Origin of the sequence: Diaminobutyricimonas sp. LJ205, from assembly GCF_009755725.1 — a bacterium.
GTDB lineage: Bacteria > Actinomycetota > Actinomycetes > Actinomycetales > Microbacteriaceae > Ruicaihuangia.
On record NZ_CP046619.1, the window covers coordinates 1,481,480 to 1,508,180 of the forward strand.

General features: G+C 67.0%; 21 protein-coding genes. 9 read left to right on the top strand and 12 right to left on the bottom strand.

What is annotated here, in order from left to right:
* Nucleotides 1-2: 2 nt before the first annotated feature.
* Together GO591_RS07035 and treS are read right to left on the bottom strand one after the other, a co-directional pair.
* The gene (locus tag GO591_RS07035; RefSeq protein ID WP_157156167.1) at nt 3-692 is read right to left on the bottom strand and encodes a 3'-5' exonuclease; all 690 of its coding nucleotides are present in this window, start codon (nt 690-692) and stop codon (nt 3-5) included.
* A gap of 9 nt (nt 693-701) precedes the next feature.
* A complete protein-coding gene (gene treS, locus GO591_RS07040) occupies nt 702-2,426 on the bottom strand; it encodes a maltose alpha-D-glucosyltransferase (protein ID WP_157156168.1) in 1,725 nt (574 codons plus the stop codon).
* Between the two features lie 61 nt (nt 2,427-2,487).
* Here treS and GO591_RS07045 point away from each other — a divergent pair, with 61 nt between their 5' ends.
* The gene (locus tag GO591_RS07045; RefSeq protein ID WP_157156169.1) at nt 2,488-3,387 is read left to right on the top strand and encodes an alpha/beta fold hydrolase; all 900 of its coding nucleotides are present in this window, start codon (nt 2,488-2,490) and stop codon (nt 3,385-3,387) included.
* Nucleotides 3,384-4,445, top strand: a complete 1,062-nt coding sequence (locus GO591_RS07050) for a glycosyltransferase family 4 protein (protein ID WP_157156170.1) — start codon at nt 3,384-3,386, stop codon at nt 4,443-4,445. Before GO591_RS07045 ends, GO591_RS07050 begins: the two co-directional genes overlap by 4 nt.
* A 176-nt stretch (nt 4,446-4,621) precedes the next feature.
* On the opposite strand, the gene GO591_RS07055 is transcribed toward GO591_RS07050, so the two are convergent.
* Nucleotides 4,622-5,458, bottom strand: coding sequence for a Sir2 family NAD-dependent protein deacetylase (locus tag GO591_RS07055; RefSeq protein ID WP_370455342.1), 837 nt, complete (start codon nt 5,456-5,458; stop codon nt 4,622-4,624).
* Between the two features lie 98 nt (nt 5,459-5,556).
* Between GO591_RS07055 and GO591_RS07060 the strand changes: the two genes are divergently transcribed.
* Nucleotides 5,557-6,369: a TrmH family RNA methyltransferase gene (locus tag GO591_RS07060; protein ID WP_157156171.1), complete on the top strand. Its 813-nt coding sequence runs from the start codon at nt 5,557-5,559 to the stop codon at nt 6,367-6,369.
* Between the two features lie 35 nt (nt 6,370-6,404).
* Entirely contained in the window at nt 6,405-7,628 is a 1,224-nt protein-coding gene (locus tag GO591_RS07065; protein ID WP_157156172.1) for a D-alanyl-D-alanine carboxypeptidase family protein, read from the top strand.
* A 43-nt stretch (nt 7,629-7,671) separates the two neighbouring features.
* Here the strand turns inward: GO591_RS07065 and GO591_RS07070 are convergent, their stop codons facing one another.
* Complete coding sequence (locus GO591_RS07070) at nt 7,672-8,460, bottom strand: ICP22 family protein (RefSeq protein WP_157156173.1); 789 nt, start codon at nt 8,458-8,460, stop codon at nt 7,672-7,674.
* Between the two features lie 245 nt (nt 8,461-8,705).
* The gene (locus GO591_RS07075; protein WP_157156174.1) at nt 8,706-9,491 is read right to left on the bottom strand and encodes an SGNH/GDSL hydrolase family protein; all 786 of its coding nucleotides are present in this window, start codon (nt 9,489-9,491) and stop codon (nt 8,706-8,708) included.
* A 137-nt stretch (nt 9,492-9,628) separates the two neighbouring features.
* On the opposite strand from GO591_RS07075, the gene GO591_RS07080 reads away from it, so the two are divergent.
* The 3 genes from GO591_RS07080 to GO591_RS07090 all read left to right on the top strand — a co-directional run bounded on the left by GO591_RS07080 (nt 9,629) and on the right by GO591_RS07090 (nt 13,079).
* Nucleotides 9,629-9,895 (top strand): GlsB/YeaQ/YmgE family stress response membrane protein, encoded by a 267-nt coding sequence (locus GO591_RS07080; protein WP_157156175.1) that lies wholly within the window; start codon nt 9,629-9,631, stop codon nt 9,893-9,895.
* A gap of 114 nt (nt 9,896-10,009) precedes the next feature.
* Nucleotides 10,010-11,284 carry a DNA polymerase IV gene (dinB, locus tag GO591_RS07085; protein ID WP_157156176.1) on the top strand — a complete coding sequence of 425 codons (1,275 nt, stop codon included), beginning with the start codon at nt 10,010-10,012 and terminating at the stop codon, nt 11,282-11,284.
* Nucleotides 11,277-13,079 (top strand): DEAD/DEAH box helicase, encoded by a 1,803-nt coding sequence (locus tag GO591_RS07090; RefSeq protein WP_157156177.1) that lies wholly within the window; start codon nt 11,277-11,279, stop codon nt 13,077-13,079. Before dinB ends, GO591_RS07090 begins: the two co-directional genes overlap by 8 nt.
* Here the strand turns inward: GO591_RS07090 and GO591_RS07095 are convergent.
* Genes GO591_RS07095 through GO591_RS07120 form a run of 6 tightly spaced genes read right to left on the bottom strand, consistent with a single transcriptional unit; the run spans nt 13,076 to nt 20,977 of the window.
* Nucleotides 13,076-14,221 (bottom strand): YihY/virulence factor BrkB family protein, encoded by a 1,146-nt coding sequence (locus GO591_RS07095; RefSeq protein WP_198295582.1) that lies wholly within the window; start codon nt 14,219-14,221, stop codon nt 13,076-13,078. The two genes, GO591_RS07090 and GO591_RS07095, sit on opposite strands and share 4 nt — an antisense overlap.
* Nucleotides 14,214-14,477 (bottom strand): hypothetical protein, encoded by a 264-nt coding sequence (locus tag GO591_RS07100; protein WP_157156178.1) that lies wholly within the window; start codon nt 14,475-14,477, stop codon nt 14,214-14,216. Before GO591_RS07100 ends, GO591_RS07095 begins: the two co-directional genes overlap by 8 nt.
* Nucleotides 14,478-14,524: 47 nt before the next feature.
* Nucleotides 14,525-15,010, bottom strand: a complete 486-nt coding sequence (locus tag GO591_RS07105) for a DUF6194 family protein (protein ID WP_157156179.1) — start codon at nt 15,008-15,010, stop codon at nt 14,525-14,527.
* Nucleotides 15,011-15,059: 49 nt separating this feature from the next.
* A complete protein-coding gene (locus tag GO591_RS07110) occupies nt 15,060-15,926 on the bottom strand; it encodes a hypothetical protein (protein ID WP_232466307.1) in 867 nt (288 codons plus the stop codon).
* Between the two features lie 24 nt (nt 15,927-15,950).
* Nucleotides 15,951-19,415, bottom strand: a complete 3,465-nt coding sequence (locus tag GO591_RS07115; RefSeq protein ID WP_157156180.1) for an error-prone DNA polymerase — start codon at nt 19,413-19,415, stop codon at nt 15,951-15,953.
* A 2-nt stretch (nt 19,416-19,417) separates the two neighbouring features.
* Nucleotides 19,418-20,977 (bottom strand): DNA polymerase Y family protein, encoded by a 1,560-nt coding sequence (locus GO591_RS07120; RefSeq protein WP_232466309.1) that lies wholly within the window; start codon nt 20,975-20,977, stop codon nt 19,418-19,420.
* A 115-nt stretch (nt 20,978-21,092) separates the two neighbouring features.
* Here GO591_RS07120 and GO591_RS07125 point away from each other — a divergent pair, with 115 nt between their 5' ends.
* Both GO591_RS07125 and GO591_RS07130 read left to right on the top strand, forming a co-directional pair.
* Entirely contained in the window at nt 21,093-23,456 is a 2,364-nt protein-coding gene (locus tag GO591_RS07125) for a glycosyltransferase (protein ID WP_157156182.1), read from the top strand.
* Nucleotides 23,453-25,966: a sensor domain-containing protein gene (locus GO591_RS07130; RefSeq protein ID WP_157156183.1), complete on the top strand. Its 2,514-nt coding sequence runs from the start codon at nt 23,453-23,455 to the stop codon at nt 25,964-25,966. The genes GO591_RS07125 and GO591_RS07130 overlap by 4 nt, the downstream gene beginning before the upstream one ends.
* Here GO591_RS07130 and GO591_RS07135 read toward each other — a convergent pair.
* Nucleotides 25,954-26,670: a hypothetical protein gene (locus tag GO591_RS07135; RefSeq protein WP_198295583.1), complete on the bottom strand. Its 717-nt coding sequence runs from the start codon at nt 26,668-26,670 to the stop codon at nt 25,954-25,956. The two genes, GO591_RS07130 and GO591_RS07135, sit on opposite strands and share 13 nt — an antisense overlap.
* Nucleotides 26,671-26,701 lie beyond the last annotated feature (31 nt).

A 26,701-nucleotide genomic window follows, 5' to 3' on the forward strand; every position in this document is an offset into this window, starting at 1 on the left:
GTTCAGCGCAGCGGCCAGGCCCCGCTCGTGGTGAAGTCGGGGTCCTTCGTGCGCCGCATGAAGTCCTGGAAGCTGGCAGCGCTTTCCGCGCTCCAGCCGATCTGGGCCTGGTGCAGTTCCGCGACATCCGTCGGCAGCTTGTCACCGTGCAGCCGGGCGATCGCCTGCGCGAGCCGGCCCGCGGCGATCGCGTCGGCGCTGGCATCGTGCGCGTTCTCAAGGTCGACGCCGTAGACCAGGGATGCCGCGCTGAGCGTGCGCTTGCCCTTGCGGTACCGGTCGACCGCCTTGTCGATCACGAACGGGTCGACGATCGGCGCCGGGTCCTCAAGCGGAGTCAGGCCGTACCGGAGTGCCTCATGATGCAGCAGCGACAGGTCGTAGGAGGCGTTGTACACCGTCAGCGCGAGGCCGCGTGCGAACAGGGCCCGCAGGGTGGCGATGATCTCCTCCACCACGACGGCGGCCGGACGCCCGAACTGGCGAGCCCGCTCGGTGCTGATGCCATGCACCGCGCTGGCCTGCTCCGGGATCTCGATGCCCGGGTCGGCCAGCCACTGCCACTGCTCGAGCACCGTGCCGGCGCTGTCGATGATGCCGACGTGAGCGGAGACGATGCGCGCCGTTTCGACGTTCACCCCCGTGGTTTCCAGATCAAATACGCCAAGAGTGTCAAACCACGGATTGCTCATGCAGTGAAGCTACAGGCGACCACCGGCAAATCTGGGATCCCCCACGTGCAACCAGTAAAAACTCTGCGTGCCGAGGCTGAGTGTGAGCACCCCATCGTCGTCGATGGTGGGGAACTGGCTGCCGCCGAACAGGTCGAAGGTGTTCGCGCCGGCATAGTCGACCGCTTCGATCTGCACCGTGATCGGGTTGTGGGCGAAGCTGAACACGCAAAGGATCCGCTCCGGCGCGTCACCGAACTGGCTGCCTGAGCCCTCGTACTCGCGCACGAAGGCGAGCACCGATTCGTGGTTGGTGCGCAGCACATTGATGCTGCCGAGGCCGAAGGTGGGGTGCGCCTTACGCACGTGGATCACGTTCCGAATCCAGTGCAGCAGCGACCGGGACTGCGCCAGCTGCGACTCGACGTTGATGTGGCCGTAGTTGTAGACGAGCGACTGAACGACCGGCAGATATACCTTGCCCGGGTCGGCGGTCGAGAAACCGGCGTTGCGGTCGGGCGTCCACTGCATCGGGGTGCGCGACGAGTCACGGTCAGGCAGCCAGATGTTGTCGCCCATGCCGATCTCGTCGCCGTAGTAGAGAAACGGGCTGCCCGGCAGCGAGAACAGCAGCGCATGGGCAAGCTCCAGCTCGGCCCGGGAGTTGTCCAGAAGGGGAGCGAGACGGCGACGGATGCCGACATTGACACGCATCCGCGGGTCGTAGGCGTACCAGCCATACATCGCCTGCCGGTACTCCTCGCTGACCATCTCCAGGGTGAGCTCGTCGTGGTTGCGCAGGAACACACCCCACGCCGACCCTTCGGGCACCTCGGTGGTCTCCGACAGCACCCGCACCAACTCGTCGGCTTTCTGCGAGCGCAGCGAGTAGAAGATGCGCGGCATCACCGGGAAGTCGAAGGCCATGTGGCACTCCGGCTCCTCCTCGGTGCCGAAGAACGCCGAGACCTCGCGCGGCCACTGGTTCGCCTCGGCGATCATGATCCGGCCCGGGTATTCCCGGTCGATCATTGCCCGCAACGACTTGAGGAACTCGTGCGTGGGCGGCTCGCTCTCGCCGTTGCCCTCCTCGGACTCGTACAGGTACGGCACAGCATCCAGCCGAAAGCCGTCGACGCCCATGTCCATCCAGTGGCGCACCACGTCGAAGATGGCCTCGTGCACGGCCGGGTTGTCGAAATTCAGGTCGGGCTGGTGCGAGAAGAACCGGTGGAAGTAGAACTGGCGACGCTCCGAGTCGAAGGCCCAGTTCGAGTCCTCGTAGTCGGTGAAGATGATCCGCACGTTCTCGTACTTCTCGTCGGTGTCACTCCAGACGTAGAAGTCGCCGTATGGTCCGTCCGGGTCGCTGCGCGACTGCTGGAACCACTCGTGCTGGTCCGACGTGTGGTTGAGCACGAGGTCGATGATCACGCGCATGTTCCGCTCGTGCGCCTTGGTGACCAGGTCGCGGAACTCGTCCTGCGTGCCGAACTCGGGCAGGATCGCCTTGTAATCGGCGACGTCATAGCCACCGTCACGCAGCGGCGACTGGAAGATCGGCGGAATCCACAGCGCATCGACGCCCAGCCACTGCAGGTAATCCAGCTTGGAGATCAGGCCGCTCAGGTCGCCGGTTCCGTCGCCGTTGCTATCGACGAAGGACCTGACCATCACCTGGTAGAACACCGCCCTTCGGTGCCACTGCGGGTCGAGAGCTAGGCCGGGCAGGGTGATTGGTGCGGTGAAAGTCACCGTTCGAGTCTATGGTCGGCCACGGAGGCCGTGAAGGGGAGGAAGTCTAGACTTAGGCGCAATGTCCGCAGCATCCCCATACGCCGAACGGCTCGACGCCATCCCCACAACGGAGCGTTCCGTGCCGGTACTCGGCAGCATCACGCGGTATTGGGAGTACGGGCCAACCGATGCCGCCACCACGGTCGTCGTCGTGCACGGCTTCCGTGGCGACCACCATGGGCTCGAACCGGTCATCGCGCACCTGTGCAACGGCACTGTGCGGGTGATCTCGCCTGACCTGCCCGGCTTCGGCCAGTCCGAGCCGCTGAACATGCGGCACGACATTCCCGGTTACGGGCGCTGGCTGCGCGCGTTCGTCGCGACCCTGGGCCTTGCCGACGCTGTGGTGCTCGGCCATTCGTTCGGTTCGATCGTTGTCGCCGGCGCCGCGGCGACCGGGCTCCCCGCCCCCCGCCTGATCCTGATCAATCCGATCGCCGCCCCCGCGCTGCAGGGACCAAGCGGCATCCTCACCCGGCTCGCCGTGTTCTATTACTGGGCGGCGGCGAGACTGCCCGAGCGGATCGGCTTCGCACTGCTGCGCAACAAGCTGATCGTGCGGGTGATGAGCATTGCCATGGCGAAGACCAGGCAGAAGAGCCTGCGCCGATTCATTCATGACCAGCACGACCGTTACTTCAGCGCGTTCAGCGACCGCCGAGTCGTGCTCGAAGCGTTCCAGGCGTCGGTGAGTTCGGATGCCAGCCATTTCGCCCCGCAGATCAGCGCACCCGTACTGCTGATCGCCGCGGACGAGGACCAGATCACGCCGGTCGCCGCCCAGCACCGCCTGCAGACGCTGTTCGATCGGGCCGAGTTGGTCGTCATCCCCAAGGTTGGGCACCTCATCCACTACGAAACGCCGCAGCCGGCTGCCGACGCGATCCGCGCCTTCCTCGCCGAGACGGCTCGCTCGTGAGGATCGTCATCGACTGCCGCTACATCCGCCTCGGCCAGCATGACGGGATCAGCCGGTACACCGCCGGCATCGTCACCGCGTTGCTCAAGCTGCACCCGGTGACCATGCTGATCAGCGACGAGCGCCAGCTGGAAATGCTGCCGGATGCCCCGTGGCACCGCGTCTCGGCGCCGACCAGCATCCACGAGCCGTTCCTCGCCCGGCAGGTGAACCCCCTGAAACCCGATGTGGTGTTCACACCGATGCAGACCATGGGGTCCTTCGGTCGCCAGTATCGGTTCGTGAACACCATCCACGATCTCATCTACTACTCGCATCCGACCCCGCCGCGGAACCTGCCCTGGCCGGTGCGGGTGCTCTGGCGGCTCTACCACCTCAGCTGGTGGCCGCAGCGGTTCCTACTGAACCGGGCGGACGCGGTGGTCACCGTCTCGCAGACCACCAAGGAGCTCATCCGACGACACCGCCTCACCAAGCGCGATGTCACCGTGGTCTACAACGCCGCCGACCCGGTGCCGGCGGTCCGCCGAGAGCAGCCCGCCGAGCGCGACCTCCTGTACATGGGCTCGTTCATGCCTTACAAGAACGTCGAGACGCTGGCTCTGGCGATGCAGCACCTGCCCGGCTACCGGCTGCACCTACTCAGTCGCGCCTCGGATGCCGACCGGGCCAGGCTCGGAGCTCTGGCCCCCGCGGGTTCGCTGGTCTTCCACGGCGGAGTCTCCGATGAGGAGTACCACGACCTGCTGCGCGGGGCGTTCGCGCTGGTGCACGCGTCCCGCGACGAAGGCTTCGGCATCCCGCTGGTCGAGGCGATGGCTCATGGCACCCCGATCGTGGTCAGCGACATCCCCATCTTCACCGAGATCGGGGGAGAGGCGGCCGGGTTCTTCCGGCCGGACAGCGCCGAGGATGCCGCGGCCGCGGTGCGTGCCTTGGAGGATTCCGCCGAGTGGAGCCGGCGCTCGGCACTGGCCCACGAGCAAGCCGGCCGGTTCGACTGGGACCGCTCGGCCGCAGTGCTGTACGACCTGCTGCGTCGGTTCGCCGGCTCGTAGCGGGCCCGTCGTCGCGGCGGAGCGGGCAGGGCGTCCCGCGTTTGTGCCTGGTCGGTACGTATGTGCCTGCTCGGACAGGCACCCATGTACCAAACAGGCACGGTCGCATGGTTTCGCCCTGCGACCGCGACCGCGACCGCAAGCGCGACCGGTTCGACCGACCGGGTTACTCCCGCCTAAACCAGCCGGTCGCGCAGCCGGGTCAGGATCTCGGTGGTGCCCGCATCGATCTTGAGCACCGATCGACCGTCGCCCTTGGTCGCCCCGCGGTTGATGATGACGATCGGCATGTGCCGTTTGCGCGCCTGCTCGAGCAGGCGGATGCCCGAGTTGACCACCAGCGAGGAACCGGCGATCACCAATGCGTCAGCGGCAACGATCAGCGACCGTGCTTCGGTGAACTTCTCGGCCGGCACCAGCTCGCCGAAGAACACCACCTGAGGTTTCAGGGTTCCTCCGCAGACCGTGCATTCCGGGATCTGGAAGCTGTCGATGTCGTCGACGTCGACATCCCCGTCGGGAGCCAGGCGCACGGCATCCGGAGCCTCCAGCCAGGGATTCATGTCCGCGAGCCGGGCCGCGACATCCTCACGCGCGAAGATCTGGCCGCAGTCCAGGCACCGCACCCGGTCCATCGTGCCGTGCAGGTCGACCACTCGCCGCGAGCCGGCCTCGAGATGCAGTCCGTCCACGTTCTGGGTGACCACCCCGTTCACCACCCCGGAGCGCTCCAGGTCGGCCAGGGCGATGTGCCCGGCGTTCGGGTGCACGCTGGAGAACCGCTTCCATCCGACGTGGCTGCCTGCCCAGTACCGCTTGCGGTAGCGCTCGTCGGCGAGGAACTGCTGAAAGGTCATCGGCGCCCGCGGCTGGGCGCCTTCGCCGCGGTAGTCGGGGATCCCGGAATCCGTGCTGACCCCGGCACCGGTGAGCACCGCGACCGTTCCGCCGGAGAGCAACCCGGCGGCCGCGTCCGCTTGAGCGTCGAGCTCGTGCTCGTGGATGGTGATCACCGGGTGCCCTTCGATAGTTGCACTGTCGCCAGTTGCACTGTTGCCAGAATAGACACCGCCGCCCGAGGGATTATTCCGCGGGCCGAATTGGAGGCAGTGTGCGAATCGTGCAGGTCGATCACCTCGACCATGAGGGGCTCAGCGATTACGCGAGGCTGACGGATGTCGCGCTCCGCCGCGTCTCCGAGCCTGAGGGCGGGCTCTACATTGCCGAGTCCACGAAGGTGATCCAGCGTGCCCTGGCCGCCGGGCATCAGCCCCGCTCGGTGCTGCTGCAGGACAAGTGGCTGGCCGATGTAGCGCCATTCCTCGAGGGCTACGACGTGCCGGTGTACATGGCCGAACCCGAGCTGCTCGAGCAGCTGATCGGGTTCAACCTGCACCGGGGTGCCCTCGCCGCGATGCACCGGCCGCCGCTGCTGCCGGTGGCTGAGCTGTTGCGCGATGCCCGCAGGGTGGTCGTGCTTGAGGACATTGTCGATCACACCAATGTGGGTGCGATCTTCCGCAGTGTCGCGGGACTCGGTGCCGACGCGGTGCTGATCAGCCCGCGCTGCGCCGACCCGCTGTACCGCCGCAGCGTGCGGGTGAGCATGGGCACCGTCCTCCAGGTGCCGTGGACGCGGATGCCGGAGTGGCCGGAGGCGGCAGACGAGCTGCACGCCGCCGGTTTCGAGATCGCCGCGCTCGCCCTGGCCGACGATGCGGTGCCACTTGACGAGTACGCGGCATCCGCTCCCGACCGGGTGGCGGTGCTGCTCGGCTCGGAGGGAGACGGGCTCACCCACTCCGCCCTCGCCGGGGCAGACAAAGTGGTGACCATCCCGATGCTGCACGGCGTGGATTCGCTGAATGTCGCCTCCGCCAGTGCCGTCGCGCTGTGGTCGTTGCGAACCGCGGTGCGTGCCTGAGGCGCGAGGATACCCCGCTCTCGTACACTGAACCAGTGCCGCTAACCCGTCAACAGATTTACCGTCGCCGCCGGGCTGCCGTATTCGGCACGACGGGTGTCGTCACCGGCCTGTTGATCTACCTGCCGATGACGCTGTTGGCTCCGCTGGAGTCGGCGACGGCCGTCGTGCAGCCGTACACGGTCGAGGCGCCGGCTGCGGTCGAGGTGGGCGTTCCGCAGTACGGCGCGAGCGCGATCGCCGCCGAGGGCTTCGGCGTGCTGGCACATGGCGGAACCGAAGAGGCCGTGCCGATGGCGAGCATCACCAAGGTCATCACCTCGCTGGTCGTGCTGGAGAAGCATCCGCTCGCCCTCGGTGAGTCGGGGCCGAGCATCAAGACCACCGCCGAGGATGTGGCCACCTACAACGCCTACCTCGCCGTGAACGGCTCGGTGAAGTCCGTGCGGGCCGGGCTCAGCTTCAGCCAGTACGAACTGCTGCAGTTGACCCTGATCGAGTCGGCGAACAACTACACCGAGACGCTGGTGAACTGGGCGTTCGGGTCGCAGGACGCTTTCCTGCAGAGCGCCCGGGAGTGGTTGGCCGCGAACGGGTTCACCTCGGTGACGATTGTCGATTCCACGGGCATTTCGCTTGAGAACACAGCGACGGCGAGCGATCTGATCACCCTGGCGCGGCTTGCGCTCGAGAATCCGCTCGTCGCCGAGATCACCTCGACCGCCGCGGTGCAGATGCACGACATCGGCGTGCTGGAGAACAGCAACCCGTTGCTCGGCGAGGGCGGCGTGACCGGCCTGAAGACCGGCACCCTGCGCGCGTTCGGGCACAACCTGCTGTTCAGCGCGGTGCACACCGTTGGCGAAACGTCGATCACGCTGTACGGGGTTGTGCTGGGCGCGCCGGGCGAGTTCCGCCTTGAGCAGGATGTCGCCTACCTGCTGAGCACCGCCACCGCCGGGTTCGCCGAAATCACTCTCGCCGAAGCCGGCGCGGTGATGGCGTCATACGAGACGGAGTGGGGGGCATCCGCACAGCTGGTGACCGCGCATCCCGAGTCCGTCGTCGTCTGGGGGAACACCCCGGTGTCAGTGCTGGTCAGCGGCCGACCGGTCAGCACCGGAACCGCGGGTGAAGAGGCCGGCACCGCCACGTTTGTGGTCGGCGACCGCTCGATCGAGATTCCGTTGGTGCTGGATTCGGATGTCTCGGACCCGGGCGCCTGGTGGCGACTGACCAACCCGGTCGCGCTGCTCTAGACGTTCAGTGTTCAACTGATCGGCTGCGCCAGCAGGAGCGAATTCAGGGCCTGCGCTCCACGAAACAGGTGCTGGCGGAATCAGGATGTCCATCGACTGTCGAGTAGAACGCTGTCACCTCGAACCACTGTTCCAGTTGGGAGTCCCAGCCCCAGAAACGGTTCAGCACCCGAACGGTGATCGGCTCGAATCCGACGGAGACAGCGGTGCTGACGGTGGTCAGGTGATTCCCGTCCGGGTCGGCCCAGGGAGCTGGTGTGAAATACGTCGAATCGGCGATGTTGCTGTGATACGCACTCCTCCACACTGTCTCCCAGAGTTGCGTCCGCGGGCTCAGTGTTTCGATGCTCGCCGCCCACAGGATGTGTCCGCTGAGCGGAACGTTGATGGGTGCGTTGATGATCACCGTGTCGAAAGCGCAGAGCAGTCGGTTTGGCTGTTGGTATGTGATCACTGACTGCTCCTGAGTGGGGAGCACATCGGGCGAGTGCATGCCTGGCAGCTCATCCGGAGCAGGTAACGGGTCTGTGAACCCCTCGGTTGCGCCCTCCAAGCCACTCTCAGGCTGGTCGCCGAGGCCCTCGGAATCGGAGTAGCCGAGACCTCCCGACTCGACGGAGTCGTCAGGGCTCGCGGGCTCGTCCGTGGCGCTCGATGGCGTGTCATCCGAAGGATCGGAAGTCTGCGACGGGTTGTCGGACGGGGGAGCCTCGGATGCGGGCGGTTGCCCGGTGCCCGTTTGGTCGGCTGGCGCCGTGGTCGAACATGCTGTGAGCAGCAGCAACGGGATGGCGATGACGGCGGCGGGGAACGGTGCCCGTGCGACGTTCATGGGCGGCCTTCGGCGGAGGCGCGGGCCGTTCACTCGACCCGTTGCCGGGTTCGATGTGGTGCGCCCGCCCGTCTCCGACGGGCTACCGGGTGGCTGCCTCGCGCGAGCTTGCCGCGTCGAGTGAGACGACCGCAGCAGCGGGCTGTGCATCGCAGATACGACGTATTCCCGGCGAGCGTAAACCGACAGCTTTTCGCGTGTCAATAGGTGAACCGGATTCTTCTGGGGCGGCTGGTTCTGACGGCTCAATCGTCGTCGAGTCGGACCGATCCCGCATCGGGCCGTTTCGCCAGCACGTTGTCGCCCGAGGATTGGTGGCGTATGCGGCGGATCACCCATGGCACCAGGTGCTCACGCGCCCAACCGAGGTCCTCGACGCGCGCCTGCCGCCAGGACGCGCGGGGCAACGGCTCGGGCGCGAAGGGTTCCAGGTTGTGCTCGACGCCGAGCGAATCGAGGACCATGCGTGCGATCGTGTGGTGGCCGGTAGGCGAGAAGTGCAACCGGTCCGGCGCCCACATCCGCGGATCCTTCAGCTCTCGCAGCGCCCACATGTCGGCAATGATTGCGTCATGCCGAAGCGCGATGGCGTGCAGGTTCTCGTTGTAGATCGCCACCTTGCCGCGGATCCGGCCGAGCACCGGTGTCATGCCTATATCTGGCCCGGTGAACAGTACGACCGTGGCGAGGTCCGACCTGAGGGTTTTGACGAGACCTTCAACGCGGCTGGCGACCTCGTCGGGGTCGGTACCGGGGCGAATGATGTCGTTGCCGCCCGCGGACACGGTGATCAGATCGGGACGCAGCAGCAGCGCCGGTTTCACTTGCTGATCAATGACCTGCTGCAACAGCCGGCCCCGGATGGCGAGGTTGGCGTACGCGAAATCGGGGGCTGTTTCGCCCAGGACCTCGGCGACTCGGTCTGCCCATCCGCGGTGGCCGCCGGGGCTCCGAGGCTCGGGGTCGCCGATGCCTTCGGTGAACGAATCGCCAATCGCGACATATCGCGACCAGGGGTGCTGCTGTGCCATCCCTCCAGCGTGCCATCCCGACGGCGCCTGAGCGACACGCCACGCAAGTTTCTTGCCCCCCGAACGGGGGAGTGCCATGCTGTGATGACACGGAGCCGACTCGGCGCCGCACACAATCGAACATGTAGGAGGACCTGATGGGATTCTTCGGATTTTTGATTTTGGGCCTGATCGCGGGGGCAATCGCCAAGCTGATCCTCCCCGGCCGTCAGGGTGGCGGGTGGTTCATCACCCTGCTTCTCGGAGTGGTCGGAGCCCTCCTCGGTGGTCTGATCGGCGGCCTGATCTTCGGCCGCGGGCTGACCGAGTTCTTCGACCTTGGAACCTGGCTGTTGGCGATCGCAGGCTCGATCATTGTGCTGCTCATTTACGGCATGATGACGCGCCGGAGCACCACGACCTGAGATTCCTCCCACTCTCCCTAAGCCCCTGCGGGTGTCGGCGCGAAGCTGACACCCGCAGTGCTGTGTCGGGGCTCGGATCCCCGCGGTGTCAGTGGTCGCTGACAGAATTGCAGGGTGGGCAAGCAAGACGGATCGGGACGCCTGGTCACCGAGGGCCCGCTCGACGATCGCACGGCGACGATCATGCACGTCGACCTCGACGCCTTCTTCGCGTCGGTGGAGCTGCTCACTCGCCCGGAGTTGAAGGGCAAACCAGTCATCGTCGGGCATCGCGGGGCGCGGTCGGTCGTCACAGCCGCCACCTATGAGGCGCGGCGCTACGGGGTGAACTCGGCAATGCCGATGTCGATCGCGCTGCGCAAGTGCCCGCAGGCAATCGTGCTGGAACCGCACTTCGAGCGCTACACGCACTACTCGAAACAGGTGTTCGGCATCATCGAGCAGTTCACGCCGCTGGTGGAACCGCTGTCGATCGATGAGGCGTTCTTCGACGTGTCCGGGGCCCGCGCGCTATTCGGCGGTTCCTACCAGATCGGCACCGAGTTGCGCCGGCGCGTGCACGCCGAGACCGGACTGGTCTGCTCAGTGGGAGCCGCGGCCACTAAGTATGTCGCCAAGCTCGCGTCGGGGCGGAGCAAGCCCAACGGGCTGCTCGTGATCCCGGCATCCGAAACCATCGACTTTCTTCATCCGCAACCGATCACGGCGCTCTGGGGAGTCGGCGGCAAGACCGCCGAGCACCTGACCCGGCTTGGCCTGCGAACCATCGGCGACCTGGCCACCACCCCGCTCGACTCGTTGCGCGCGGCGATCGGTGAGGCGGGCGCCCTCCGGCTGCACGAGCTGTCGTGGGGGCGGGACCCTCGGTCGGTCAGCACCGAGCGCGAGGAGAAGAGCGTCGGTCACGAGGTCACCTTCGAGTACGACGTGACCGATGCTGATGTGATCCGCCGGGAGCTGTTGCGCCTCTCCGACCAGGTCGGCGTGCGGCTGCGGCGGCACGGGGTGCTTGCGCGCACGGTGTCGCTCAAGCTGCGCTTCGGTGACTTCACCACGATCACCCGGTCGAAGACGCTGGGCGAGCCCACCGATCTGGGCCGGCGGATCTACGAGGAGGCGCGGGCGCTGTACGAGGCGCTCGGCAAGCAGCGGGCGCGGATCCGTCTGGTCGGTGTCCGCGCCGAGCAGCTGGTCGGCGATGCCGGGATGCCGGGGCTGTGGGATCCCGACGAGGACTGGCGCGAGGCGGAGCACACCGTCGACGCGGTCAGCGAGCGGTTCGGTCTTGGCGCGCTGCGGCCGGCGTCGCTCGTGCGGCGGCCGGCGGACTCGAGCGGGTCGCGTCACTCGAGCGGTGACCCCTCGGCTAAACTCTCTTCGAGTGAGTGATCCAATTCAGCAGCAGCACCCGGTCGGGAACTTCGCCGCAGAACATCTCTCACCAAGCTTCCCCGGACGCGCCCCGTGGGGCACCGCGAGCAAGCTCCGCGCCTGGCAGGCAGAGGCTCTCGACGAGTACTTCTTGCGCGAGCCGAAGGACTTCCTCGCCGCCGCTACGCCGGGCGCAGGCAAGACCACATTCGCGCTGCGTCTCGCCACCGAACTGCTCAGCCGCAAGGTCATCGACCGGATCACCGTGGTCGCTCCGACCGAGCACCTCAAGAAGCAGTGGGCCGACGCCGCACATCGGGTCGGCATCCGGCTCGACCCACGCTTCAAGAACAGTCAGGGCTGGCACAGTCGGCAGTATCACGGCGTCGCCGTCACCTACGCCCAGGTCGCCGTGCGGGCCGGACTGCACAAGCAGTTGACCGAATCCGGGCGCACCCTGGTGATCCTCGACGAGGTGCACCACGGCGGCGATGCGCTCAGCTGGGGCGACGCCATCCGCGAGGCCTTCGAACCGGCGACACGCCGCCTGTCGCTCACTGGGACGCCCTTCCGCTCGGATACCGCACCGATCCCGTTCGTCCGCTACCTGCGCGACGAGAAGGGCATCCGCACGTCCCAGACCGACTACAACTACGGTTACGGGCGGGCGCTGGCCGATGGCGTCGTGCGTCCGGTGCTGTTCATGGCCTACGCCGGCACCATGCGCTGGCGCACCAAGATGGGCGACGAGATGGCCGCCCGGCTCGGCGAGGGCGACACCAAGGATGTCACCTCCCAGGCCTGGCGCACCGCCCTCGACCCCGAGGGTGACTGGATCCCGCAGGTGCTGCGCGCCGCGAACGTGCGGCTGAGCGAGGTCCGGCAGACGGTCCCGGATGCCGGTGGCCTGGTCATCGCGACCGACCACTTCTCCGCGAAGGCGTACGCCTCGATCCTGAAGGACATCACCGGGACGATGCCCACCGTCGTCCTCAGCGACGACAAGGAGGCCAGCGACCGGATCGACGAGTTCTCCGCCGGCACCGACCGGTGGATGGTCGCCGTCCGGATGGTCTCCGAGGGCGTCGACGTGCCGCGGCTCGCCGTCGGCGTCTACGCGACAAGCGCGTCAACTCCGCTGTTCTTCGCCCAGGTGATCGGTCGCTTCGTGCGCACCCGCCGCCGCGGCGAAACCGCGACCGTGTTCCTGCCCAGCGTGCCGAACCTGCTGGAGCTGGCCTCCAAGCTGGAGCTGGAACGCGACCACGCCCTGGACCGGGAATCGCCCGAGGACGGCGACTTCTACAATCCCGAAGACGCGATGGTCGCCGCGGCGAACCGTGAGGACAAGGCCTCCTCGACGCTCGAGGACGAGTTCACCTGGCAGGCCCTCGAATCCGACGCGCAATTCGACAAGGTCATGTTCAACGGCGACGAGTTCGGGCAGCTGGTTGAACCCGAGACACCGGAGGAGTTTGAGTTCCTCGGGCTTCCCGGTCTGTTGGAGCCTGAACAGGTGAGCGAACTGCTGAAGCAGCGGCACGCTCGCCAGTCCCGCCGCGTCGAGGACCGCCGCCGCACCCTGCCGCCCGAAGAGGCTCCGCCGCCGCCGCTGTACCGCACCCTCAAGGAGCAGCGCAGCCTGCTCAACAGCCTGGTCGGCATCTGGTCGAAGAATTCCGGACAACCGCACGGGATGATTCACGCCGAAGCCCGGCGGATCTGCGGCGGCCCCGCAGTGCAGCAGGCCAGTGTGACCCAGCTTCAGGCGCGGATCGACCTGCTGCGCAAGTGGATGGCACGCGGCGTCTAGCCCTTGCCCGACGGCGCACGGGTGGCTCCAGTGGATGACCGGTCACGGTCGTCGCGGTTGCCTTTCTCGTCATCGGTGTAGTCGTGTCCCTCATGCGCCTTGCGAAGCTCACGACCCTTGAGCACATCCTCGGCCCGTTTCTCAGCCGCCTTGTCGCTGCGCTTGGTGTCGCGCGGCGGCAGCTGCACCGTTTCTTCAGCGGCGATTCCGGCCTGCAACTCGCGGCCGCGTTCCAGCTCCGAGTCGAGCTCCGCGCCGAACAGCAGGGCCAGGTTCGAGATCCACATCCACAGCAGGAAGATGATCACTCCCGCCAGCGATCCGTACGTGTTGCTGTAACTGCTGAAGTTCGTCACGTAGAAGCCGAAGCCGACCGAGACCAGCGCCCACACGACAAGCGCCACGAACGCGCCGATACTCATCCACCGGAACTTCGGCTGCTTGATGTTGGGTGCTGCGTAGTACAGCAGTGCGACGAGGACGACCGCGATGGCGACGACGATGGGCCACTTCGCGACCTCCCAGATCACCAGAGTCGTCTCGCCGATGCCGATCGCATCGCCCACGGCCTGGGCTACCGGGCCGCTCAGCACCAGCAACACGGCCGCGATGGTGAGCAGCACGACCGTGATGACAGTGATCAGAATCTGCAACGGCCGGAGCTTGAGGAATCCGCGACCCTCCTCGATGGAGTACATCCGGTTCATCGCCCGACTGAACGCGCCGACATAACCGGACGCCGACCAGAGCGCGCCGATCAGACCGGTGAAGAAGGCGAGACCGGCCGCGGGGGATCTGGTGAGGTCCTCGATCGGCTCTCGGATGGTGTCGACCAGATCGGGCGGCATGAATCCGCCAGCGATGTCGAGTAGACCATCAACGGTGTCCTCGGCCTGTCCGAAGATTCCGAGCAGCGAGACGATTGCGAGCAGTGCTGGGAACATCGCCAGCACCGCGTAGTACGTCAGCGCCGCCGCGAGGTCGGTGCACTGATCGGCGCTGAACTCGCGGAGCGTCTTCTTGAACACGTACCCCCATGAGGGTTTCGTGATCTCGGTCAGCTGGTCCGGTTTACGGTCATCGTCGGGGTGTGGCGCCGTAGCCTCTCGCTCGCTGGCGCTGTCGGTTGCCTGCTCAGCCACGATGCATCCTTTCTCGAATCACGGCAGAGATCACGAAAACGCCGACCGATCCGGCGACGATGGCAAACAGCACGTACGCGCGCGGGGTAGCCCGCACATCGCGGCGAATACTGGCCCAGACCCGGAGACCGTGCGTTTTGAAGTCGAGTCGGCCCCGGATCGTTTCGATGGTGTCTTCGAGTTCTTCGCGGGTCTTGGAGATCCGCAGCTTGGTCTCGTTCTTGCCCACATGGTGAGTTGCCGGCTCGGCGTTCATGGTTCCTCCGCCCTGAGGAACCTACGGTACGACCGCCGCGCGAGATTTCAACCCTTGCGGTTCTGGGAGCGTCGCTGAACCCTTCGTCGATCGTCCTCGTGGGCGGCGCGGAGCAAATCGGCGACCGTCACCAGCGTGCGCGCGCCTGGATTCACGACGGCGACCCAGCCGAGTGACCCGTACACCGGGTGCGGCATGATCAGGTCGGCCTCGCCGAAGTCCCGACCCGACCGGTCGCCAGCGCCGAAGTCGCGCGGGGTTACGCCGGTGAGCTCGGTGAACCTGGCCGGTCCGACGTGGATGTTCAGCCGCCAGCGGTCATCCGGGTTGAGGTTCGACCGGTCGTCATCGGGGTAATCCTTCGTGACGATCGTCGCGTACGGCTGAACGTTCTGCGGGATGGTGCCGTCCGGGGAGTAGTAGAAGAAGTGGTCGCCCCAGGAGATCTCCGGGAACTCGCTGCCGACCGCGGGCGCGAGTTCCACGACGCCCTCGAACGATCGAATCGTGTCGAGAATCTGGTCCATGCTCATGGTTCCAGTGTGAATCAGCAGCCGCGGATGCCGCCGAACCAACGCGAAGTCAGCCGAGCTGTTCGGCCCAGTGCCGCAGGAACAATGCGCCGGCGTCGTCGTGGATGGCGTCCCCGAAGGTGCGCACCTGGTAGGCCTTGTCTGGCACGCCGTCCTTCGGCCGCACATCGACGTGGACGACCTCGAAGCCGGCGTCGTGCAGGTAATCGGCCATCGCATAGTCGGTGCGCGAGTCGCCGACCGTGCGCCACACGTGCGGCAGCTCGCCGGTGTTTCGCAGCTCGGTGAGGGCACGATCCGCGCCGAGGTCCTTACCGAGGCGCACGGACTCGATGTCGGTGGAGATGATGGTCGGGTCGATCCGGTAGGGGCTTAGGCCCGAGGCATCCTTCACCTCACGCTCACCCCACACCCCACCGATGCCATGCTCGCTGAACAGGGCGAAGGCGTCCTCGTTGAACTTCTCCTGTGCTGCAAGGTACTCCTCGCTGCCGACATCGGTGCGCTGCTCGACCGAGACCATCGCACGCTTGGTGTGATCGAAGAACATCAGGTCGGCGTACTTCTCGTCGACGAGCTTCTCGATGGCGGTTGCGTAGCTGGCGGGCAGCGCCACGGTCGGGTCGACGTACAGGTCGCCGACTCCTGCGGTGGTGATCGGGAACACCACAGCGCCCTTCTCGCAGACGCCGAGCACGCGGGCGCCGTCCTTGAGACCGCCGTCGATCAGCTGGCCGACCACCTGGTCGCGGATGAACGCGTCGGAGCGGCCGGTGTTGAAGACGATCGGCACGCCGGCGTTCGCGAGGGTGACGAGGTCGTCACTGATGCTCTGGATCGCAATCGTGCGACTGACCGGGCTGGCGATGGGGCCGTCGACGTCGAGCAGGAGACCGAGGGGCGGGGTAGAACTCACCAGACAAGGCTATCGGCGCGCTGGTCACTGGAAGTCACGGGAGGTGTGCTTGGTGCGGATGCTGAGCGACTCCATCCGATCGGCGATCAGGTTGGTCACCCCCTCGTCGGAGCGTTCCAGGATGCCGCGGATGATCATCGCCGGCGCCTCTCGGGCGACCCGACGGTAACGGTTCCAGACCCCGACGCTGCAGATGATGTTGATGAGCCCGGTTTCGTCCTCGAGATTCAGGAAAGTGATTCCGCTCGCAGTCGCCGGACGCTGCCGGTGGGTGACCACCCCACCCACCTCGATCCGACGGCCGGATTCCGTCTGCTGCAGCGCCGCCGCGGTGAGGGCACCCCGGGCATCCAGTGCCGGGCGGAGCAACCGGATCGGGTGATCGTCGGTCGACAGGTTGGTCGACCAGAGGTCGAAGACCAGGTCGTCGGCCTTCGTCGGCAGGCTGAACAGCGGCGGCTGCACGGCAACGACCGTACCGTCGAGATACTCGGGCCGGTGCTGGGCCGCTGCGCCGGCGTTCCACATCGCCTCGCGCCGATTCAGTCCGAGACTGTCGAACGCGCCGGCCGCTGACAGCGCCTCCAACTGGGCGGTGGACAACCCGACCCGCCGGGACAGGTCGGCCATGGAGCGGTACGGACCGTAGGCGTCGCGTTCGGCGACGATCTTCCGGGCGAGTTTCTCGCCGATCGAGGTGACCTCGGCCAGTCCCAATCGCACGGCGAAGTTCCCGTCGCGCCGGTGCCGGGCGGAGTCGTCGGGAAGAGAACGGTCGAACTCTGGGGACGGGGGATGCTCGAGCCGGAGGCATCCGTCGTCGCCGGTTGGCCCGAGGGCCTCGACAGGCTCGACCAACGGAGTGCGGGTCTCGGCAGGCTCGACCAACGGAGTGGGCTCGACCGACGGGCTGACCGGCTCCAGGCCTGCCTGCACCCCGGACCGGCCGATGTCCGGCCGGCGCACCTCGACCCCGTGCCGGCGGGCATCCGCGGTCAGCGTTGCGGGGGAGTAGAACCCCATCGGCTGCGCCCGCAGCAGCGCGGCGAGGAACGCGGCCGGATAGTGCAGCTTGAACCAGGAACTGGAGTAGACCAGCAGGGCGAAACTGATCGAGTGGCTCTCGGCGAACCCGAAGTTCGCGAACGCCTGGATCTTGCCGTAGATGTCATCGGCGACATCCCCGGTGATGCCGTTCGAGGCCATCCCGGCGTACAACTTGTCGCGGAGCTTCTCGATCTTCTCCACCCCACGCTTCGACCCCATTGCCCGGCGCAGGTGATCGGCGTCCTCGGCGGTGCAGCCGCCGACCGCCATCGCCATCTGCATCAGCTGCTCCTGGAACAACGGCACACCCAGGGTGCGTTCGAGCGGCTCCTCGAGCAGCGGATGCAGGTAGGTCACCGGCTCCTGGCCGAGCTTGCGGCGGATGAACGGATGCACCGCCCCGCCCTGGATCGGACCGGGTCGTACCAGCGCGATTTCGACCACCAGGTCGTAGAAGCGGCGCGGCTTGAGCCGGGGCAGCACGCCCATCTGCGCGCGGCTCTCCACCTGGAACACGCCGATCGAGTCGGCCCGACAGAGCATGTCGTAGACGCCCGGCTCCTCTTTCGGGATGGTGTCGAGGCTCCAGCTCTCCCCGGTGCTCTCCTTGATCAAGTCGATCGTGTACTGCAGCGCGGCCAGCATGCCCAAGCCGAGCAGGTCGAACTTCACCAAACCCATCCAGGCGCAGTCATCCTTGTCCCACTGCACGACCGTGCGGTTCTCCATGCGGGCGTGCTCGATCGGCACCACCTCGCCGACCGGCCGATCGGTGAGCACCATGCCGCCGGAGTGGATGCCGAGGTGCCGGGGGAAGGTGAGCACCCGCTCGGCGAGGGCAACCACCGGCTGCGGAATGTCGTGATCGCCGCTGGAGATCTGCGCCCCCCAGCGTTCCACCTGCTTCGACCAGGCATCCTGCTGGCCTGGGCTGTAGCCGAGCGCCTTGGCCATGTCGCGCACCGCGAACTTCGGCCGGTAGCTGATCACATTCGCCACCTGCGCGGCATTGTGCCTGCCGTACTTGCCGTAGACGTACTGGATGACCTCTTCCCGGCGGTCGGAGTCGAAGTCGACATCGATGTCCGGTTCCTCCTCGCGCATGCTGGAGAGGAACCGTTCGAACGGCAGCCGATAGAAGATCGAGTCGACCGCGGTGATGCCAAGCAGATAGCAGACCGCCGAGTTCGCCGCGGAGCCGCGACCCTGGCAGAGGATGCCGCGGCCCTTCGCGAAGTGCACGATGTCACGCACGATCAGGAAGTAGCCGGGAAAGTCCTTCTGCTCGATCACCGCGAGCTCGCGTTCGATCCGGTCCCGGTTCTCGGCTGTCAGCTTCGGGTACTTGTGCGGCACCGCGTCCCAGACCAGCTGCCGCAGCCAGCTCATCGGCGTGTGCCCCTCGGGCACCTCCTGCTTCGGCAGCCCGGGACGCACACTCTTCAGCCGGAAGCCGAGGTCGTCGGCAACCGTGACGGTGTTCTCGATGGCGCCCGGATACCGGCTGAAGCGGCGTGCCATCTCGGCCCCCGAGCGCAGATGCGCGCCGCCGGATGCCGGCAGCCAACCGTCCATCTCATCGAGGCTGCGCCGGGCCCGAACCGCGGCCAGCGCGTCGCCGATGTGCCGCTCGGCCGGGCTGGCGTAGTGCACGTTGCCGGTGGCGACCACAGGCAGCCGCAACCGCTCGGCGAGACGAGCGAGCTGGTCGTTCCTGGTGGAATCGAGCGGATGTCCGTGGTCGGTGAGTTCGACCAGCACGTTGTCCTGGCCGAACAACTCCACCAGCCGGGCAACCTCTCGCTCCGCGGCATCCGCACCCTGGCTGGCGAGCGCCTGCCGCACGGTTCCCTTGCGGCAGCCGGTGAGCACCGTCCACTGGCCGTCCGCCCGGGCGGCCAGGGCGTCGAGGTTGTACAGCGGCCTGCCCTTCTCGCGGCCGTCCAGTTGCGCCTCGGTGAGCGCGGCGGCGAGCCGGTGATAGCCCTCCTGCCGGCGGGCGAGCACCACCAAATGGCTGCCCTCGGGGTCGGCCACGCCGTTCTGCGGTGTGGTCAGGCCGAGCGAGAGTTCCGCGCCGAACACGGTCTTCACGTCATAGCTCTCGGCCGCCTCGGCGAGCCGGACGACCCCATAGAAGCCGTCGTGGTCGGTCAGGGCGAGACCGTGCAGGCCGAGCCGGGAGGCTTCCTCGAGCAGTTCCTCGGGGGAGGACGCGCCGTCGAGGAAGCTGAAGTTGGAGTGCGCATGCAGTTCCGCATATGGCACCGCCGCGGCATCCGGAGCCTTCTCGATCGCGGCGGGCTCGTAGGCCTCCCGCTTGGTCGACCACGCCGGACTGTCGCCGCCGTCGGCGTTCGTCGGCCGGGAGCCGGGCCGACGCGAGTCCGACAGGCGGCGTTCGAACTCGGACCACGGGATCGGGGGGTTAGACCAGCCCATAATCAGTCATACCTCGCCTCGGCCCACCAGCCATGCGCGTCGAGCACCAGCAGCCAGGCCAGCCCGTCATCGTCGACCACCTGGAACCGGTGCGCCGCCCTGGAGTGCTCGGCATCCCACCAGCGCTCATCGATCGGCCAGGGACCGGCCCACGCGGTGACCTGTTTCGAGGCACCGGATGCCGCAACCAGCCGAGCTGGAGCAGCCGAGAGTCCCGCTCGCTCGTCCACCGACACCTGTTCGCCACTGTCCGCGAACACGGTCACCGGGTGCGGAGCGGGGAACACCGTCGCCGGAGCCGGCTGCGGCAGACTGCCCGGCCAAGGCTGGTCGGGGGAGCGCAGAAATGCCGGCCAGTCACCCCAGGGAACCAGCATCGCCCGCTCGGCAAGGGTGCGGCCGCCGCCGATGGCGACGGTGAGCACTCCCTCGTGGCCGAGCATGCTCTGCACCCGGGAGAGGGCGTGGTGGACCCGTTCGTCTGGTCCGTCACCGAACAGCCCGCGCTCGTGGTTGCCGATGGCATCCACGCTCTCCGGTACCACCCGTACCCGGGTGATCGGCGCGCTCAGCCCGCTGGCGCCGTCCGCCGTGCCGTTGCCCTGTAGCTGCCAGCGCAACCGGTCGACGACCTCCGCTGGGGTGAATGAGCGCGGGTGCAGCCAACTGCGTTCGGAGATCTCACCGTTCTCGGCATCCACCTCGATCCGCAACGCGGTGCAGACGAGTTTCGCCGCGGTCAGCTGGTCGATGAACCGTTCGGCCGCCTGTTTGAACGCGAACGCGGCCTGGTCGATCCGGTCGACCGGAGGCTCGAACCAGACGACGCCGTCAAGTTCAGCCGGCGGAGTGCGCGGGCTGACGCTGCGGGCATCCAGGCCGGAGGCGATCGCGTGCAGGCGTGCGCCGTCCACCCCGAACCGTCCTTCGACATCGATGGCCTCGAGCGCGGCGAACTCACCGAGGGTGCGGATGCCCAGCCGCTTCAGCAGGGCAACCAGGTCGGGCCGGTCGAGGATGCCGATCGGCAGTGGCGCCAGGAACTCGGCCGCGCCGCCCTCCGGCACGATCAGCACCCGCGTCGCGGGCTGAGCGGCCCGGGCTGCCTGTTCTGCGGTGAACGGCCCGTCGGCGATTCCGGCTCGGGCGTCGAAGCCGAGTTCCCCGAGCCGGCCGAGCAGGGTCAGCGCGGCGGCCAGTTCCCCGCCGTAGTAGCGGCTGGGGCCGCGGGAGCGGATGGCGCAGGTTCCCGGTCGCAGCAGTTGCACGCCGGGGGTGAGCCGCTCCAACTCGGCGAGCGCCGGCTCGAACACCCGGGCGTCGAGGGCGGGATCGTACTGTTCCACGATGAGCTCCGGGCAGCGGGCCTGCGCCTCACGGATGCGCAGGCCACGCTTCACGCCCTCCACTCGGGCGGCGGCCGAGCACGCGAACACCAGCCCTCGATCGACGAGAGCGATCGGCAGGTCACGATCCAGGTCGAGTGACTGTGCTGCGGCAATGACTGGCCAGTCCGGGCACCACAACACGAGGGTTCTTGTGGATGACGCGGGGTGAAACACCCTTCTATCTTCGAACATATGTTCGATTCAGTCAATCTGTGCTCGCGAACCCCTTATCGTTGACCACAAGGGCCGCGGGTGGGTGGCCTGAAACACCGGTCGGGGAGGAACATCGGTGCAGGTGTGGGGATGGCCGTGGGTACTCGTCTATCCGGCGGTCTTGCTGCTGCTGATGACAGGGATCTGGATGGTGCAGCGCACCCGACCCGGTTTCGGCCGTCGCCTGGCCATCGTGCTCTCACTCATCGCCGGCGCCCTGTACCTCTCCTGGCGGATCGGCTTCACCATTCCCACCGGCTCGGTCGCCGACACCATCGTCGGGGTCACCCTGATCGTGGTTGAGATCATCGGCTTCGCGCAGACCGTCGCCTTCTCGGTCGTCGTGTGGAGCCCGGCGCCACCCCCACCGGTTCCACTGTCGGCGCTCAGCCGATTCCCCAGCGTCGACGTCTTCATCGCCACCTACAACGAGCCGGTGAGCACCCTGCGGCTGACACTCGCTGGTGCGGTCAACCTGCGCTATCCCGGCCCGGTGTCGGTCTACCTCTGCGATGACGGTTCCCGGGCCGAGGCCCGGGAACTGGCGGATGAGTTCGGGGCGCGGCACCTCACCCGCACCGACCACTCGCACGCCAAGGCCGGCAACCTCAACAACGCGCTCGCGAACAGCTCGGGCGAACTGGTCGTCACGCTCGATGCGGACATGGTGCCGAAACAGGACTTCCTGGAGAAGACCGTCGGTCACTTCAGCGATGACGCGCTGGCGTTCGTGCAGGCGCCGCAGGCTTTCTACAACCAGGATCCCTTCCAGTACAACCTGTTCTCCGGGCAGGTGCTGCCCAATGAGCAGGACTTCTTCATGCGCACCCTGCAGGGTGCCAAGGCGCGCTTCAACGCCACCATGTACGTCGGCAGCAACACGGTGTTCCGCCGCACCGCGCTCGAGGCCATCGGTGGATTCGCGACGGGCGTGATCACCGAGGACATGGCGACCGGGATGCTGCTGCAGTCGGCCGGGTTCCGCGCCACCTACGTGCCGGACGTCATCGCTGCCGGCCTTGCCCCGGAAAGCTTCCCCGACCTGCTCAAGCAACGCGACCGCTGGTCGCGCGGGAACGTGCAGTCCGCGCGCAAGTGGAACCCGCTGACGATGCCGGGGTTCACGCCGATGCAGCGCTGGCTCTATGCCGACGGCGTCGTCTACTGGTACTTCGGTGTCTTCAAGCTCGTCTACCTGCTCGCGCCACTGCTCTTCCTGCTGTTCGGCGTCGTGCCTGTCAACGCGGAGCTGGCCTGGCTCGCCGTGTTCTGGCTGCCCTTCTTCGTGACGTCGATGCTGAGTTTCCGGATCGTCGCCGATGGCAGGCGCAGCTTCCTGTGGAGCCACGTCTATGAACTGGCCATGGCTCCGACGCTCGCCATCTCAACCGTCGCCGAAACCTTCGGGCTGAAGGTGACCGCGTTCGCGGTCACCCCGAAGGGAATGCTGTCGAGTAATCGGCAGTTCCACTGGCGGATCGCGCTGCCGCACCTTGTGCTCCTGGCGCTGTCCGTCATCGGGCTGCTCAACGTCTTCGTGTTCAACCCGCAGGCGTACTCGCTGGCCGCCCTCGTCATCAGCGTGCTCTGGACCGTCTACAACGCGGCGGGCCTGCTGATGGCGGTGCTCATCTGCATCGAGCGGCCCAGGGTCCGCACCGCCGAGCGAGTTCCGGTCGACTTGCCGGTGAGCGTGTCGTTCACCGGCCTCGGTTCGGTCCCCGGGCGGATCGTCGACCTCAGCGTGGGCGGTGCCAGGATCTTCGTGCCCTTCGGCGCTGCCATCGATGCAGGTGTCCTGGTCGATGCCGCACACAAGCCCACCGCGGTTGACCTCGCTCCAGTGGGTCGGGTCAGTGGTCAGAGCCGCTGGATCGTGGGCACGAACGACGGCGTCACGCTCGGGTTCGTCTTTGACCCATTGTCGACCGGCCAGTGGATTGACCTCGTGAGCGTGCTCAGCTCGTCGCCGGCGTGGGTGCGCAACGACCGGGAAGTGGGTGCCCGGCTCACGGCGTCACTGGGTCGGACCGTGGCCGGCACGGCGAGCCGGGTCGCGGCGCACGCCCGTCGCGACATCCGGGTGCCGGCGAGCGCCCCCGCCCTCGTGCGCCCGCTCACCGCGGACATGGCGACCTCCACCAGCCGGGAGAGCGCCGGCGGTCGCCACAGCACGGGAGCCGCCGCGCCGGTGCTCGTTCCCAAGACATCAGAGGCGCTGCCGGCGACGGTCGAGGACTACAGCTTCGGCGGCGCCCGCCTGTTCACCAAGAAACGACTCGAGCCTGGTGGTTTCGTGAGCATCGAGATCCCCGATCGCCTGGAGATCCCCGAGGTCGCGGAAGTGCGCTGGGTTCGCCGCAGCACGCAGGGATTCAGGGCGGGTGTGCTCTTCGCACGAACCGAGGCATCGAGGAACGAACAGGTAATCGGCACATGAGCAAGACGGAAACCAAGACCCACAACGAACTGTTCCACGCGGTCGTCGAGCACGCACCGGAGGCGATCGTCATCGTCGACGGCACCGGCCGGATCCTCGTGGTCAACAGCGCCACCGAGGCGCTCTTCGGTGCTTCCAGAGATGAGCTGGTCGGCGAACCGGTCGAGTCCCTGATGCCGGAGCGCTACCGCGATGGCCATCGAGGGTTCCGTACTGAGTACACCGAGAAGCCGCATGTGCGCGGACTGGAATCCGGTCTCCAGCTGACCGCGCTGCACAGCAATGGGACCGAGTTCCCCGTCGAGATCTCGCTGGCGCCGCTGCCCATTCCCGACGGCACGCTCGGGATGGCCACCATCCGCGAGGTGACGCCGCGGCGCAAGCAGCAGATGGCCGCGGAGAAGATCGCCGCCCGCCTCGCGGAGGCCCAGGAGATGGCTCATGTCGGCAGCTTCGAGATCGACCTCGAGACCGGCAAGCGCTGGTGGTCTGATGAGTTGTGGCGGATGCTCGGCATGGACCGCGTCGGCAACGAGGCGAGCAAGGACGTGATGGTGAACGCCATCCATCCGGAGGACGTCGAGATCCTCGACGAGATCTACCGCAAGTTCCAGCGACATGAGGCGATCCAACCCACCGAGTACCGGATGGTGCGGCCGGACGGCGATGTCCGCTGGGTGCGAACCCGCGCGCATGTTGAGCAAACCGGACGGCACACCCGGCCGACGGTCATCGGCACGACGATGGATATCACCGACCTGCGCGAGGCGTTTCGACGTCAGCGTGAGGCCGAGAAGACCTTCGAGCTGAGCTTCGACCATTCACCGATCGGGATGGCTGTCGTCGACTTCGACGGCTACCTGCAGCTGGTCAATCCCGCGCTGTGCACCATGCTCGGTCGGTACAGGGAAGACCTGCTGGTCCTGCGCCTGCAGGACGTGCTCACCGACGAAGATGGCAACGAGTCATTCCGGCTGGATGACCAGGACCGTGCCCATTCCCACCACCTGGTCGCGAACCCCGACGGCACGTCGATCTGGGTGGACGTCATTTCGACCCTGGTGAAGCACGACGACGGAACCCCCGCGTACTACTTTGTGCAAGTGCAAGACATCTCTGACCAGAAGCGCGAGGAAGCGACTCTGATGCACCACGCATTCCACGACGCGCTCACCGGTCTGCCGAATCGCCTCATGCTGATGCGCCGCCTCGATCAGGCCCTCGACCGTGCGCGTCGTACCGGCGAGAGAGCCGCCGTGCTGTTCCTCGATGTCGACCAGTTCAAGCCGATCAACGACACGCTCGGGCATGACGCGGGCGATTTGCTGCTGGTGCTGCTCACGCAGCGGCTGAGCCAGCTCGTCCGCGGGTCCGACATGCTCGCCAGGTTCGGCGGCGATGAGATGGTGATCGTCTGCGACCGGATGACCGACGCATCGGCTGCGGCACTGGCCGATCGCGTCGCCGAGGCGACGCGAGAGCCGTTCGCCCTTGCCGGCCGCGAAGTATTGATCACCGTCAGCATCGGCATCACCCTGGCGACCGGCTACGAGGAGGTCGCGGCCGTGCTTCGCAGCTCGGATTCCGCGATGTACGAGGCCAAGCTCCGCCGGTCCAGCGGAATCCGATCGGCGGATCGGGATGTCCCGTCCTCGGTGACTCGCCAGACGCCCCTGTATTCCGAGCTGGCCCAGGCTGTTGAGCGGAATGAGCTCACCGTGGTGTACCAGCCGCTGGTGCGGATCGCGGATCAGAGCCCCATCGGGTTCGAGGCGCTGCTGCGCTGGAACCACCCGGAGCGGGGCCCGATCTCGCCACTCGAGTTCATCCCCGTGGCTGAGGCCTCGGGCCTTCTCGTTCCGATCGGCGAGTGGGTGCTGCAGCAGGCTGTCGCCCAGGTGCACGGCTGGCGCTCGCAACTGCCCGGCGCCGAGGCGCTGTCCGTCAGCGTGAACGTGTCCGCGGTGCAGATGCTTGACCCGGGCTTCGTGCCCGTCGTGGAAGGCATCATCGACGAGGTCGGCATCGACCCTGGTGCGGTGATCCTCGAACTGACGGAGTCCATCGTCATGAACGACATCGAGAAGGCCACCGGCGGCTTGGAGAGCCTGCGCTCGGTGGGCGTCGAGATCGCGATCGACGATTTCGGCACCGGCTATTCGTCGCTGGCGTACCTACGCGACCTGCCGGTCAACTCGATCAAGATCGACCGGTCGTTCGTGCAGTCGCTCGATACCGATTCGCCCAGTGCGGCGCCCATCCTACGGGCGATCATCGGCCTGGCCGACGCAGTCCAGCTCGCGAGCGTCGCCGAGGGGGTCGAGACCGAGGAACAGCTGGCGCAGTTGCGCGAGTTCGGTGTGCAGTTCGGGCAGGGGTACCTCTGGTCGAAGCCATTGCCCGCCGACGAGGTCCCCGGCTGGTTGGCGGGGCACGGTCCCGCCAAGGAGGTGTGGCCGGCTCAGGAGGCATGGCCGGCTCAGGATGCGGACCCCGCTCAGGAGGCATAGGCGGCCGATCCCGCGCTGACCACCTGGCCTTCGCCATGCACCCGCAGCGTCGAGTCAGGCATGCAGATCCTGCCGCTGCGTTCTCGCCCGCTGGCTGCCTGAACCGTCACCGTCATCTGGCGACCGGCCAAATAGCCGTGGCCGGCACCGATGCCACCCCACGTGGTGTGCGAGACACTCAACCGGGCTTCCGCCTGGGGCCAGCTGCCGAGGGCGATGAGTACCCCCTCACGCTGCCGGAGACGGGCCGCGAGTTTCGCCGCGCTCGCATCGGCCACGCGTGCCTGCGGCCGGACGACGACGACGGTGAGGGCATCGACGAGCGCCCCGGTGACGGCGAGCCAGTGCTCGCCCGGACGGGGCACGAGCACCACCCGGTCCAGGTCGATGCCGAGCCCCGAGGCCGCTTCAACGCCGAAATCGGGCATCCCGATCACCCCGCACCAGGATCCCGCCTGCACCGGACCCGCCATGAGCGCCATGACGAGCGAGGCAGACCCGGCAACCGAATAACTGGCTCCCGGGCGCAGCCCACCGCCGGGCAGCAACTCGGCGAGCGCGGACAGGGTCGGCAGGGTGCGCACGTCGAGCTTCGGCGCCTGCATCTGACGGATGCGCGACTGCAACTCACGCACCCGGTCAGGGCTGACCTTGTCAGGTGCGCGGCTCACCTCGGTAGCGGGGGAGGAGAGGGATGTCAGCACCTCTCTATTATCGAACACATGTTCGATGGTG